At 43.1% G+C, this 13497-nt stretch carries 12 protein-coding genes; all 12 read right to left on the reverse strand.

The features are described 5' to 3' along the window. Positions 1-71: 71 nt before the first annotated feature. Entirely contained in the window at positions 72-1868 is a 1797-nt protein-coding gene (uvrC, locus tag ACSVDE_RS11065) for an excinuclease ABC subunit UvrC (RefSeq protein ID WP_439300947.1), read from the reverse strand. Further along, on the reverse strand, positions 1865-3334 hold the full coding sequence (locus tag ACSVDE_RS11070) for a nucleoporin-interacting protein (RefSeq protein ID WP_439300948.1): 1470 nt from the start codon (positions 3332-3334) through the stop codon (positions 1865-1867). Before ACSVDE_RS11070 ends, uvrC begins: the two co-directional genes overlap by 4 nt. Before the next feature lie 102 nt (positions 3335-3436). After that, the gene (locus ACSVDE_RS11075; protein ID WP_439300949.1) at positions 3437-4411 is read right to left on the reverse strand and encodes an FTR1 family iron permease; all 975 of its coding nucleotides are present in this window, start codon (positions 4409-4411) and stop codon (positions 3437-3439) included. Positions 4412-4441: 30 nt separating this feature from the next. Then, positions 4442-5182 carry a hypothetical protein gene (locus ACSVDE_RS11080; protein ID WP_439300950.1) on the reverse strand — a complete coding sequence of 247 codons (741 nt, stop codon included), beginning with the start codon at positions 5180-5182 and terminating at the stop codon, positions 4442-4444. Positions 5183-5238: 56 nt separating this feature from the next. Further along, on the reverse strand, positions 5239-5976 hold the full coding sequence (locus ACSVDE_RS11085; RefSeq protein WP_439300951.1) for a glycosyltransferase family 2 protein: 738 nt from the start codon (positions 5974-5976) through the stop codon (positions 5239-5241). Beyond that, a complete protein-coding gene (locus ACSVDE_RS11090) occupies positions 5939-7453 on the reverse strand; it encodes an alkaline phosphatase family protein (protein WP_439300952.1) in 1515 nt (504 codons plus the stop codon). The genes ACSVDE_RS11085 and ACSVDE_RS11090 overlap by 38 nt, the downstream gene beginning before the upstream one ends. Beyond that, positions 7450-8367 (reverse strand): lysylphosphatidylglycerol synthase transmembrane domain-containing protein, encoded by a 918-nt coding sequence (locus ACSVDE_RS11095; protein ID WP_439300953.1) that lies wholly within the window; start codon positions 8365-8367, stop codon positions 7450-7452. Before ACSVDE_RS11095 ends, ACSVDE_RS11090 begins: the two co-directional genes overlap by 4 nt. Then, on the reverse strand, positions 8364-9350 hold the full coding sequence (locus tag ACSVDE_RS11100; RefSeq protein WP_439300954.1) for an NAD-dependent epimerase/dehydratase family protein: 987 nt from the start codon (positions 9348-9350) through the stop codon (positions 8364-8366). The genes ACSVDE_RS11095 and ACSVDE_RS11100 overlap by 4 nt, the downstream gene beginning before the upstream one ends. 284 nt (positions 9351-9634) lie before the next feature. Continuing rightward, complete coding sequence (locus ACSVDE_RS11105) at positions 9635-10828, reverse strand: hypothetical protein (RefSeq protein WP_439300955.1); 1194 nt, start codon at positions 10826-10828, stop codon at positions 9635-9637. A 404-nt stretch (positions 10829-11232) separates the two neighbouring features. Continuing rightward, on the reverse strand, positions 11233-11547 hold the full coding sequence (gene trxA / locus ACSVDE_RS11110) for a thioredoxin (RefSeq protein ID WP_226546718.1): 315 nt from the start codon (positions 11545-11547) through the stop codon (positions 11233-11235). 176 nt (positions 11548-11723) lie between these two features. Further along, positions 11724-12695, reverse strand: coding sequence for an electron transfer flavoprotein subunit alpha/FixB family protein (locus ACSVDE_RS11115; protein ID WP_439300956.1), 972 nt, complete (start codon positions 12693-12695; stop codon positions 11724-11726). 16 nt (positions 12696-12711) lie between these two features. Then, the gene (locus tag ACSVDE_RS11120) at positions 12712-13482 is read right to left on the reverse strand and encodes an electron transfer flavoprotein subunit beta/FixA family protein (RefSeq protein ID WP_226546720.1); all 771 of its coding nucleotides are present in this window, start codon (positions 13480-13482) and stop codon (positions 12712-12714) included. Positions 13483-13497 lie beyond the last annotated feature (15 nt).

The following is a 13497-nucleotide window of genomic DNA, read 5'->3' on the forward strand; positions in this document are numbered from 1 at the left end:
TACAAAGAAAGGGCTGATTGGAAGCACAGAGTAGACTCTAGGTGCTCCAATCAGCCCTTTTCATTTGCCGTTTAATTCTCTTCCTGTTCTTGTTCTTGCTCAGTGAAGTAGGAAACGATGTTTTCTGCAACGGAGCTTGGGATCTTCGCATCCACCAAATCCTCAACAGAAGCTTGCTTGATTTTCTTGAACGAACCGAAATGCTTTAACAATGCTTTCCTTCTCTTTTCTCCAATGCCCGGAATCCGGTCAAGACTGGATTGGACCATCCCTTTCTCACGGATCTGCCTGTGGAATGTAATCGCAAAACGGTGAACTTCGTCCTGTATCCGTTGTAAAAGGTAGAATTCCTGACTGTTCCGTGCGAGAGGCACCACTGCCGGTGGATCGCCCATCATCAGTTGTGCCGTATTATGTTTGTCATCTTTCACGAGCCCACAAACCGGGATGGACAGCCCTAGTTCGTTCTCCAGTACATCGATGGCTGCACTGATTTGCCCTTTTCCTCCATCGATGATGATCAAGTCCGGCAGAGGAAGATCTTCTTTCAACACGCGCGAATAACGTCTGCGTGTCACTTCTCTCATCGACGCGTAATCATCCGGTCCTTCGACTGTTTTGATTTTATATTTACGATACTGTTTCTTATTCGGTCTCCCATCTGTGAAGACGACCATAGCTGATACAGGGTTCGTGCCCTGGATGTTCGAGTTATCAAAGGCTTCGATCCGGTTAGGCGTTGCAATTCCTAACTGTTCACCCAGATTTTCAATCGCATTGATTGTTCGTTCTTCGTCTTTTTTGATCAACTCGAACTTCTCACCTAAAGCAATTTGGGCATTCTTCGTCGCCAGATTGACAAGGTCTTTCTTTTTGCCGCGTTGAGGCTGGGTAACGTCGATTTCCAATAATTTCTCCAATAGGTCACTCTCCACATGCTTGGGTACGAGTATTTCTTTTGGCATGATGTGGTTCTTTTGCAGATAAAATTGCCCGACGAATGATAAAAACTCTTCTTCTGGATCCCCGTAAACCGGAAAGAGCGACACGTCTCGTTCAATCAATTTTCCTTGTCGCACGAAAAAGACTTGGACACACATCCAGCCCTTATCGATGTGGTAACCGAAAACGTCACGGTCTTTTTGATCGGTATGAACCATCTTCTGTTGTTCCATGACCGATTCGATGTGGCGAATCTGATCTCTCAGTTCCTTGGCACGTTCAAACTCCAAGTCTTCTGCAGCCTTCTCCATCTTGGCTTGAAGGTCTTTTTTCACGTCTTGATGCCCGCCATTCAAGAAACGGATGATCGCTTCGACCATTTCGCGATTCTGTTCGTCGGTCACTTCATACACACAAGGTGCAAGGCATTGGCCCATATGATAATACAGGCAAACGCGGTCTGGCATCGTTCTACACTTACGTAGCGGATATATACGGTCCAATAGTTTCTTCGTTTCGTTAGCTGCATAAGCATTCGGATATGGACCGAAGTATCGGCCAGTTCTCTTTTTCACATTTCGTGTCGTAATCAATCTCGGCTGTTTTTCATTCGTGATCTTGATATATGGATAACTTTTATCATCTTTCAGCATGACGTTGTATCTCGGATCATGTTTCTTGATGAGATTCATTTCAAGGACAAGCGCTTCAAGGTCCGATGAAGTGACGATGTATTCAAAATCCTCGATTTCGAGTACAAGTCGTTGTGTCTTGCCGTCGTGCGAACCGGTAAAATAAGACCGCACTCGGTTGCGTAAGTTCTTCGCTTTTCCAACGTAAATGATGTTGCCGTTACGGTCTTTCATCAAATAGCATCCCGGTTGGCTTGGAAGAACTGAAAGTTTTTGTTTCAATTGTTGTTTCATGATGTCCCCCCTTTAGGCTTTCTGATGGTAGGGTCCCACTCGTAGAGTTCAATTTCATTATAGATCGGATCGACCAGATGGTTGGATCTGAAGACTTTGACTTTTTTCACATAAGGAGTGTAGTCGATTCCTTGATATGCAAAGCCATTCAAGACCCGATCCGTAATGAGGATTCTATGGTTTTCCAATTGATTGATTTCCTCTTGGAACAAATGATAACGATACGTTTTTTTATAATAAAAAGGTGCATTCAAATAATCGAAGACCCGTTCTTCTTCCCATGTAAAAACAGCTAACTGGCCTTCCTGCTCACTTACATATTCCATAAGCTGATAAGAAGCCGGTTTTTCAGCTCTGATTTCTTCAATTTGGATGACTCCCTTTACCGATTGTAACATCAACAGGGGAACAAGTGTTAGTATGAGGGCTCCCCTTTTGCCTTTGTCTATGTTCGAACTTCCTGCTGATTGTATCAGAAGTAAGAATGTCAATGGTACGAGTGGTAGAATGTGCCGCGGTTTTTCTATGTTCTGCCCAATCCATGCCCATGCCAAATAGGCAATGAACAGAATGAGCATCCAACGGTCCATCTTTTCCCGACCGAAAAAGAGGATCATGCCAACAAAACCGAACAGCAATATAGCTGAAAGGATGGACTCACCCAAAAGCCCCGTCCATACATAATTGATAAAGATCAGTTGGATCAGACGCTCAACTATTGAAAGTTCACTGGTGACGACTGATCCGCCCCATTCCTGGAAATGTCCACTCGTAAAGGAGACAGATAACTCAAGAAATGATCCGATTCCTCCCGCACTCGTGATGAGTCCGCCAATCCATATGAATTGGAAAAGAATAAAGAGAAGGATTTCTGCCAGTGGAATCGCAGATTTACGTAATCCTTTCCATCTCCTCCACCATAATAAGAGCAAGCCAATGCCGAAGGGAAAATAAGATAGCCGGATGCCCATCAATACACTGAAAAGGAATGAAGCAAGAACAGCCTGTCCTAGACGTTCCTTCTTTTCCAAGGAAACATCCAATGCCCAGAAAAACCAGAGTAACACAGCTACTGCAGCTGCCTCACTCATCGGCTGAGTGGACATCACCCAAAGGTATGTGGATGATTGGATGACGATTGTGCCAAGTAGCGCAAGCCAATAATCCATACGCTTTTTCAAAATCAAATAAGTTGGAATGGCTGCCGACGTCCATAAAACCGCACTGACGATTGACAATGCTTTACCTGGTTCTTGTACAAAAGGTTCTACCATCATTCCCAAGAAGATGAAGTAAGGATATCCCGGAAAATGGGGCTGCATCATGAACAAGTCGAATCGTTCGAGTGCAAGGCTAAAGTCCACCATGTCCCAAGTAGAAGCATATGGGCTTGCAAAATATATACGGATTCCTAAAAAAGAGGTCATAATGAGTATGAATGCTGTTACAGAATATATTCGCTTCAAGATGATTCACCTTACTGTTCTTATGTCTATCTACCTATTATGCTTCCTGGACATAAAGAAAACAAGACGGATACATCGCTGTAAACGTCTTGTCGTTTTTGATTATGTGTTGATTGTTGAAACTCCAGGCGCTTTTTTACCGTAAGCACCAGAGACTTCTTGTTTGTCTTCATTTTGGGAGACAGTCTGTTTTGTTGGAGCTGTCTTTTCTTTGCCGTTCTCTTTGACGAGTAAGTAGATGACGACAAAGTATCCGATATACGCGACCACTTCTTCAATGGATGGCATGGATGAGTATCCGAAAAGTGCCTTTAAGAAAATACCGATTTCACCTGATAGAAGAGGTGCTACACCGTGATCTCTTACATAATGAGCATAGTCGATCGGATGCTCAGGAAGAAAACTTGTCAGGTTGTAGACTTGTGGCATGACGCTGCCGATGATTTTAAGGTCTTGCATCACGGAGATTCCTTGAACAAGTAATCCAGCGGCAACCACCACGATGAATGCTCCTGTCACTTTGAAGAAAGTTTTCAATGGTACGCGCATCGATCCTTTGAAGAAGAAGTAACATACGACAACCGCAATCAGGACTCCGGAGATCGCTCCCCAACCCGTGATTGCTTTCTCGATGTTTCCTCCTGTAATCGCTGCAAAGAAGAATACTGTCTCGATTCCTTCTCTCAGTACGACGAGGAAAGAATGGAAGACCATTCCGATGACATTTCCTGTCGTCAAGTACGTATCGAGCTTCGACTCCATTTCACCTTTTAGATTCTTGCTATGTTTAGCCATCCAGAAGACCATCTGAGTCAAGAGAATGGAGGAAATCAACATAATTGATATTTTCAGATACATTTCACTACCCATTGCCGCGAATCCAGTGAATACGACCTGGAATAATAAGGCGGCTCCGAAGCTTGCCAGGAGCGCAAGACCGACACCGATCCACACGTATTTAGTGTATTCAGGTCTTTTGATTCGTTTCAGGTAAGTGGTGATGATTCCGACAATCAGTAAAGCTTCGAGTGCTTCACGGAATGTAATCAATAATGCTTGGATTTCTAAACTCGCCATGTGCTCTCTCCCCTATCTCGTTCAGGCCTTTTATCTTTTTCTACGAACGTATATTACGACCCCAATGATGATGACAGCTAAGATCAGTATCGGCAGCCAGTTTTTAAGCTGGGCGTAGTCCGTCCATGTTTGTGTGTTAGACGCACTTTCCTCTTCCGATCTATCAGCTGCGTAATGTCCGACATCGACACTTTCTAAATCAAAGAACTGCTTTAAATCGTTCAAGATGTTTTCTTTGCTTGTTTTGAATCCTTCTGGATTCGACTCCTTCTCCCCGACTCCGAACAAACCAGGGTTCCCTAGAGCGTTAAGCGCGTTTTCAAACTCATCCTTCAATTGAGCATCCAATTCAGGATTTTCGTTTTGTACGGCTGGAGAAAGGACTTTATATGTAGCATTCGCTTTCGCTATCAAGATTTTGTTTTTATCCACTTCGTCAAACTTTTCTTCAATCGCTCCAAGTCTTCTTGAAATGTTGAGAACGAGAATCGTCTGCATATGATCTTTGATCGCTTCTTTATCTTCTTCCTCGAATGCTTCCTCGACTTTGTTCACGATTTCATTTCCCATATGTAGTTGAATTTCTTCTTTTATGGTGCCGAAGAGTTCTTCAGCCTTCCCATAATTCTCATTATCTAAGTAACTGACCATTTCCTCGTAGGCGATAGCGATCGGTTCTTCACTTGGATCACCATAAGAATAAGCCATCGCTTCGACTGGAATCATGATTGTAAATAATAATAGTAGGATGGATTGCAGTAGTACACGCATGTTCATCTTCCCTTCATCGTAAATGATAATCATTATCACGCTAAAAGTCAACGATTTTAGCGAAATTGATTCTCAGTTAACTCTTCATTAAACGTTTTTCGTTCAGGCTTTCTTTTCATTTCTTTGTAGATGGCTGGAATGACCGACGTCAAGTACGCTTTGAACTTGATAAAAGACTGCCCTTTCGTTCGTACTTGATAACGAATCGGAATCTCTCTCATCCTGAATCCTTTTCGAACTAAATTCAAAGTGACGACTTGTGCGTAATTGTAGTCATGGATGATTTCAGCGTCCATTGCGGCAGCTCTCGAGAAAGCTCTCATGCCTGATTGACCATCATAGATCCAGCGACGTAAAAGAATAGACTGAGTGAGTGTGAACACATAATTCCCCAATCTTCTGTGTAGCTTCATTCCTTTGATCGTCCCTTTGAACCGAGAACCCATCACATAATCCGCTTCTTCAGAAATGATTGGTGCTACCAGTTCAGGGATTTCATCTGCTGGATATTCATTATCCGCATCTATCATGACACTGATATCCGCGCCTAGTTCGACGGACACCTTCAAGCCTTCCCGAACTGCAGCACCAAGCCCCTTATTTTGTTGGAAGGAGCGGATATGGTCCGCTCCAGCTTTCTTCGCGACTTGCACGGTCTGGTCTTTTGAACCGTCATCAATGACCAGCACTTCAACTTTATAATTTGTATGGAACGCTTTCGGTATTCTTTGAATGACTTCTTGTATGGAATTTTCTTCATTGTGTGCGGGTAAAAATACGATGATTTTCTTCAAGATGTTCCCTCTTTCCTTTCGTTGATTGCCGGATCGCTTTTCGTAGCACTCGTCCTCTGCTGTGGCTTGGGAATGGTGTACCTAATAGATGTGCAATCGTAGGTGCCACGGAGACCAATGATTCGCGATCTTCAACTACTTTACCAGATTGGATATGTGGACCCCACATGAAGAAAGGTACGAACCTTTCTCCTTCATCGAGATGTCCGTGTCCGCCGATCCCATCTGCTTGTCCATGATCCGCACAAATCATCAGGGTGGTATTCTCCATCTTGCCTTCTTCATGCATCCATTGTACAAACTCTTCGATCAACTGATCGGCTTCTTCGATTTTTTGGATATATTCATCATAAAAGACACCCTGTGAATGACCGGTTTGGTCTGTTCCAATCAACTGAGTGATGAACAGGTCTGGGTCTTCTTTTTTCATGATCTGTTTGGACCGCTCGATAATGTTTCGATCCGCGTGATCGTTATCCATGACAGCTGTTACAGTGTCGACATCATTCCCCAGGGAATCGACAAGATGGGCGATTCCGAGTAAACGACCTTTTTTACCGACCGATCGCAATGCATCGAAAATGCTTCCGACCTTGATTCCAAGCTTCCAAACCATGTTGGACGTAATACCATGCTCATAAGGATATGTGCCTGTGAACATGGAGGTGAAGCAAACGACAGTACGCGCAGGGTACACCGTTTCCATCTGTGTATATTCCGTCCCCTCTTTACGAAGCTTGTCCAGAAACGGCGTATTCGCTTGATAGAATCGTTCTTTTCTCATCCCATCAATGACAATGACAACCACACGATCCGACAGTCCTTCACTTTCCGAATCATTTTCACGTGTGTAGGAATCGTACATGTCAGGCTTCCAGTCGAAAAGATTGCGGTGCAAAATGAAAGCATACAGCCATAAGCCGAGTAAGAAGCCGGCAGGTGCTAAGACAAATTCAGCTTGGATCGCCGTGGGTCCCTGGAGGCTTGTATAAAACAAGTTCCATAGAGACAGAACCAAAAGGAATTTCGGCATCTGTTCCTGCGCATTCCCACTTGTTGAATCACTATTTTTCAATACAAGTTTCCAGAAACGCTTGAAGTTCATCCAGCTCGTGCCAATTCTCAAGTGATAGTAGAACGTGCCCCAGAAAAAGATAGTGAAAAAGAAATAAAGTCCTAATGCGAATATCAATAGAGGCAAGTTCAAATCTGGCCAGATCATGACGAAAACGACAAATGGAATCCATAAGTAATTCCGCAGCATCAAGGGAAAATCATAATGGAAGAAAAGGGCGAGTAGTGGAATCGTCAATAGAAACGCCAAAGACCCAAACTGCCAGAAACTTAAGCTCCCCCATTGTGGAATATGAAAGAGCAGCAAGGTACCGAACACGAAAATCGGTGTGAACGGTTTGCCTTCATTCAGTAAATTCCAGCATCTTGCTGCGATTTTTTCGAACTTTGAAGCTTGTTTCATGATTTTTCCCCTTTCCTTTTTATCCATCCTCTAATGGTTTGAATCGGAATCGGAGTCCAAATGACCAAGCCGATTCCAATCAAGAATGATAGCAGAAATTTAAACAGATGAGTCGTCAACCCAATACTGTATCCCGTTTTCATCCCGTATCCGATAAAAACGAGTACAGCTGTCATGACACTTTCATACGTGCCTAACCCACCTGGTGTAAAATGAAAGACCTGTCCTGCAACAGTCAAGCTGTTCACCCAAACACTTTGTAAGTATCCAAGTGGAGAAAGAAATTGTTGCGCTACTTGATAAAGAACAATCCCCTCCAATATCCAGCTCAGTATGGTCAAAGACAGAATTCCGGTTGCGTATTTGAAACCAAGGCCTTTTATATGGATGAATCCTTGCTTCAGCCAACCGATCTTGTCTTGGAGTTTCCAGGCGACGAACGCCAGGGCGACTGTCCCTAATACGGCAAGGAAAAACAACCAGACTGAGATTTGATATCCATAGATGAAAGCACCAATCGATGCGAATGTAGCTAAAGTCATGAGATCCAAACCACGCAAGAGGATAACGGATGATAAGGAGCGCTTATAAGATAGCTCATGCCTCATAGATATCACACCTGCCCTGATCAGATCTCCTGCCTTGATCGGTAGAATATGATTCAGCACAAAACTGTAGAAGATTCCAATAATACTTGACCTGAAGGTGATTTGATCCTGCAAGAACATTTTCCAGGCAAGTGCTCTGAATAGAAAGGCGGACGTATAGACCGTCGTCATGATCAAGAGGCTTGTCCATTCGAAGGACGAAAGGAGTGGAGACCTGAATTCCTCATCAGCCATAACGAGCACGGAGATCCATATAAACGCCGCCAGGAATAGAAATCGAATGATCGCAATCCACCTCTTGCTCATTGATACCACGCTTTTGCCCATTCGATCGTTTTTTCAATCCCCGTTTCAATTGAGACCTCAGGCGCATAGTTCAATTGGCTGGATGCTTTCGTAATATCTGCCCAAGTCATTTTGACATCCCCAGTCCGCCATGGTTTTTCGATTACATTCATATGTGGAAAGTGTTTTTTGAAAACATTGAGTAAGTCGATCATCTTGATGGGATTGCCAGAACCGATGTTCAGGATGCCATAATGTTGCTCTATATGCATAGCTTTGAAGAGTCCCGTGATGCAGTCGTCGATATACGTATAATCGCGGGCACTGTCCAAACTGTAAATTTCAATCGGTTCATTGGATAACAGTAGGCGGGTGAACTTCGGGATCGCCATGTCCGGTCTCCCCCATGGACCATAAACTGTAAACATTCGGAGAATCGTCATCTTGAATCTGTATAGTTTGTGAAAGGCATGGCAAAACGATTCCGCACCTGCTTTTGCAGCAGCATATGGCGATTCGACTTCTCCAATCCGCATGTCTTCGTGGAAAGCCCCGTTGTTCTGATTTCCATAAACAGAGGAAGAAGATGCAAATAGTACGTGTTCGACTTTTGATTCCCCAGCTGCTTTCAGTACATTGATGGTGGCATTGATATCATAATCCACGTAAGGCAAAGGTTGTTCGACGGAATACGTAACACCCGGCAATGCTGCCAAATGATAGACGACATCAAACTTTTGTTCAAGAAAAAGTTGCCTGGTTTCCTCTTCATACCGTAGATCCAGTTGAATGAACGGAACCGTACCTACTTGCATTTCGATTTCTTTCATATGTTGTTTTTTTCGTGCGATGGAATAATAGGGATCCAAGTTATCAATGATGGTCACATCATGACCTTCATTGATCAGCCGCTTCGTTAAATGGCTACCAATGAAACCCGCTCCCCCAGTAACTGCAATCTTCAATCTATTCAACAACCTTTTGATCATCTGTTTTTCAAGCATTTACCGTACCATTATAGTATACCTTCAACAAGTTGAAATATTGAAAGGGCTGAACTCATAAAGGAAACTTGGCAAAGCCAAGCTTTTAGCGATGGATGAGCCTTAGTTGCCCTTATACTTTGCACCTAAACTTTTTAACAACGTCGATTTCCAACACTGCAAAAAAGTTATTCTCCCTAAAAGTATAAAGAAGTGCCAGACCTCCCTGGTTGGTTCAGAGAGTCCGACACTTTTGAGTCAGCCCTTTTGTGAGCTTCTTATTTTTTGAGTTCGATTGTATCGAGTTATTTTATTACGCTGTTCAACGTTTTTTCGATGGAAGAAAGCAATTCTTTCGCTTTTTCTTGATCGTCCGCTTCTACAGCTCCGATGTAGTCTTCTGCTTGTTTGCGAAGTTCAGCGTATTGATCTTCCCCAAGTTTCGCCTTAAGGTCCGTTTCAAGGATCTCGATAAATAGAGCTCCTTCAAGTGCCGTGATCATGGACTTGTCTTCGCCCCAGTATTCTTGGCTCTCTTCATATTCGTGGAGGGCAACTTTAGAGAAACCACTTACGAATGCTTCGTTGATTGCTTTAGGATCCAGCTTCGTAACATCACTTTCAAGGTTCAATTGAGTTTCGATCAATTGAGCTTCTTCAGATGCATACTTTTCTAGGTAAGATTTAATGGATTGGAAGAATGCCCATCCTTCAGCTTGCTCTACACGTGCCGCTTCTGGATCTTCCTTCGCTTCTTTCGCTGCTTTTGTTGCGTAACCGTGAGGCTCAGCTCCGACTGCAAGATAGAACGTACGCATCAAGGATTTGTCTACGACTTGTTTTCCAAGTTGGAAAGCGAGCTCATCGTCGTTTTCGACTGCAGTTTCCATTTCGTCGAAACCAGCTTGGATTTTCTCAGCCATGTTTGTGGAATACGCAGAATCACGCTTTTGGACAGTTCCTTCAAGAGCAGCATAGAATGCTTTCGCTTCTTCAAGTTCTACGTTGACTTCTTCTTTATCTCCCCAATATTCTTTGATTTCAATGAATTCATGACGCATTGTGAAGAAGAATGCTTCTTGCATGATCTTATCGAAGATTTGCTTGACGACGCTTCCGTCAAGATCGCCTGACTTACCTGCTTCAAGAGCAGTTGAAATTTGTTGGTCCATTGACGTTTCAAATTCACCGTCACGCTTTTTCACAAGACCTTGCAAATCTTTTTTGTACAGGTCCATGACCATGTCATAGTCGACTTCTTGGCCTTCGCCTGCTTTCGCCAATTCATCTTTTCCAGTGTTATAGGATTCAACCATCGCTGCAATCTCTTCAGATGGAGATTGTGCTGCCGTTTCTTCCTTGTCCTCTTTTTGGTCTTTATTTTCATTCTCTTCCGTTTGTGTGTTGGACTCTTCTTTCTTCTCATCCTGACCACAAGCTGAAAGAAGTAAGCTTAATGCTAAGAAACTGCTTGATACAAATTTGAATTTGTTTGTCATTGTTGTTTCTCCCCCATATATGTAGTGATAATGATAATGATTATCATTTCTGTTCTCCGATAAGTATTATATCGATAATGATTCTCAGTGTCAAACAAGTTTTTGAAAGTTTTCTCTTGAAAATACTTTTCAGATGAAAAAATGTATGAATATATGCCAGTTATTGCTAGTGAGGCGGTCGTTAACGAGGCTTTTCAGTATAAAACAGTAGTCTATAGGGGTCTAAAAACGGGATTATAGATCAGATTTGGAGAAAATCCATAAAAATCGAAATTTATAGCTCAGTTTTGGTTATTTCCCATAAAAATCCCACTATTTCCAATAAAAATTGAAATTTATAGATTAAAATACAAAAAAATAAGGTCCGCCCTATGTGAGGGCAGACCTTATTATAAGAATCACTCTTATTTATGCTTGTTGATCAATTCAACAAGTGCTTCTTTCGGTTGGAAACCGACGACTTGGTCGACGACTTCTCCGTCTTTGAAAAGCATAAGTGTCGGAATGCTCATGACTCCGAATTTACCTGCTGTTTCTTGGTTTTCATCTACATCTAACTTTACGATTTTTACGTCGTTGCTCATTTCGCTATCAATCTCTTCCAAGACTGGTGCAATCATTTTACAAGGTCCGCACCAAGGTGCCCAGAAGTCTGCAAGAACGAGGCCTGAGCTCGTTTCCGTATTGAAGTTTTGGTCTGTTACGTGTGAAATAGCCATTTGTATTGCCTCCTCATCATTCTTTCACTTTCAATGGAAGTATATCACTTAACCGATCAACTTCCTAACAATCTGCTTCCAGTTGTAGCATACCCTTTTTCAAAAAACTCACACATACAAATCGGGTACAAAAACAAAGGGGTGACCAAGTGGGTCACCCTGCCATGTTCTTAAAATTAAACGAGTACCTTCTTGAATTCTTCTGTCAGCTTCGGTACGACATCGAAGAGGTCTCCGACAATTCCGTAGTCAGCTACATTGAAGATGTTCGCCTCTGGGTCTTTGTTGATCGCAACAATGATTTTTGAGTTGGACATACCAGCCAAGTGCTGGATTGCTCCAGAAATACCACATGCGATATATAAGTCAGGTGTTACGACTTTACCGGTTTGACCGATTTGCAAGGAGTAATCGCAGTAATCTGCATCACAAGCACCACGGGATGCACCGACTGCCGCTCCAAGTACATCTGCAAGTTCTTTCAACGGCTCGAAACCATCTTCAGATTTCACACCACGTCCACCAGCAACGATGATTTTCGCTTCAGAAAGATCGACACCATCGGTCGTCTTACGAACGATTTCTTTTACAATCGTACGAAGATCCTTGATCGTAACATCTACTTTAGAAACATCACCTGTACGGTTTTCATCTTTTTCAAGAGCAGAGATGTTGTTCGGACGAATCGTCACGAACATGACGCCATCTGTGATGATCTTCTTCTCAAACGCCTTACCGGAATAGATTGGGCGCGTATATACAAGGTTCCCACCTGTGTTCTCAATACCTGTGATATCGGAAACCAATCCAGATTGCAATTTCGCTGCAAGTCGAGGAGATAGGTCCTTACCAAGTGCTGTATGACCGAATACGATTCCCTCAGGACTTTCTGCGTCAATTACTTGCATCAATGCTTGTGTATAGGCATCACATGTATACGTTTTCAAATTTTCGTCTTCTAAGACTAGAACACGGTCTGCTCCGTAATGAATCATGTTTCCAGCGATGTCGTTGACACTATCGCCGCAAACGACTCCCACGATTTCTCCGCCTTCAGAGATTTCTTTCGCTGCTGCAATTGCTTCATAGGATACGTTACGAAGTTCACCGTCTCTGACTTCTCCTAAAACCAATACTTTTTTAGCCATCGTTTTCTCTCCCCTTTTATATCACTTTTGCTTCAGATCGTAACAAGGACACAAGTTCTTTCACTTGGTCGTCAACTTCACCTTCGAGTACTTTTCCAGCCTGTTTTTCAGGTGGGAGGAAGACTTCTAACGTTCTTGTCTTGCCTTCTACTTCATCTTCATCCAGATCCAGATCATCCAACTCAAGCTCTTCTAGAGGCTTCTTCTTCGCTTTCATGATCCCTGGTAATGAAGGATAGCGTGGCTCATTCAATCCTTGCTGAGCCGTCACAAGAACTGGCAATGACGTTTCAATGATTTCAAGGTCACCTTCAACGTCACGTTCGATCTTGACAGTAGAACCTTCTACTTCAAGCTTCGTGATCGTCGTCACGTGAGGCATATCCAACAACTCTGCTAGGCGTGGTCCAACCTGACCGGAAGCTCCATCAATCGCAACGTTACCGCCTAGAATGATATCTACTTCCTTATCTTCAAAATAAGCTGCAAGGATTTTAGCTGTAGAATATTGATCTCCATAGTCCACATCTTCATCGTCGATCAATACAGCTTTATCCGCGCCCATCGCTAGTGCCGTTCTGAGCTGCTTATCACTTTCTTCTTCACCGACTGTAACGACAGTGACTTCTCCGCCATGCTCGTCGCGCAATTTGATTGCTTCTTCCACCGCATACTCATCGTATGGGTTGATGATGAATTCAACACCGTCTTCACTGATTTTTCCGTTTTCGATCGCGATCTTTTCTTCCGTATCGAATGTTCTTTTTAGAATGACATAAATATTCATGTGTTTCCCTCCAAT

Origin of the sequence: Pseudalkalibacillus sp. Hm43, assembly GCF_051842935.1 — a bacterium.
GTDB lineage: Bacteria > Bacillota > Bacilli > Bacillales > Fictibacillaceae > Pseudalkalibacillus.

Bases quoted from the DNA above. Each gene is read 5' to 3' on its own strand.
- uvrC (WP_439300947.1), bottom strand. From the start codon at position 1,868: ATGAAACAACAATTGAAACAAAAACTTTCAGTTCTTCCAAGCCAACCG.
- ACSVDE_RS11075 (WP_439300949.1), bottom strand. From the start codon at position 4,411: ATGGCGAGTTTAGAAATCCAAGCATTATTGATTACATTCCGTGAAGCA.
- ACSVDE_RS11080 (WP_439300950.1), bottom strand. From the start codon at position 5,182: ATGCGTGTACTACTGCAATCCATCCTACTATTATTATTTACAATCATG.
- ACSVDE_RS11090 (WP_439300952.1), bottom strand. From the start codon at position 7,453: ATGAAACAAGCTTCAAAGTTCGAAAAAATCGCAGCAAGATGCTGGAAT.
- ACSVDE_RS11095 (WP_439300953.1), bottom strand. From the start codon at position 8,367: ATGAGCAAGAGGTGGATTGCGATCATTCGATTTCTATTCCTGGCGGCG.
- ACSVDE_RS11100 (WP_439300954.1), bottom strand. From the start codon at position 9,350: ATGCTTGAAAAACAGATGATCAAAAGGTTGTTGAATAGATTGAAGATT.
- ACSVDE_RS11105 (WP_439300955.1), bottom strand. From the start codon at position 10,828: ATGACAAACAAATTCAAATTTGTATCAAGCAGTTTCTTAGCATTAAGC.
- trxA (WP_226546718.1), bottom strand. From the start codon at position 11,547: ATGGCTATTTCACACGTAACAGACCAAAACTTCAATACGGAAACGAGC.
- ACSVDE_RS11115 (WP_439300956.1), bottom strand. From the start codon at position 12,695: ATGGCTAAAAAAGTATTGGTTTTAGGAGAAGTCAGAGACGGTGAACTT.
- ACSVDE_RS11120 (WP_226546720.1), bottom strand. From the start codon at position 13,482: ATGAATATTTATGTCATTCTAAAAAGAACATTCGATACGGAAGAAAAG.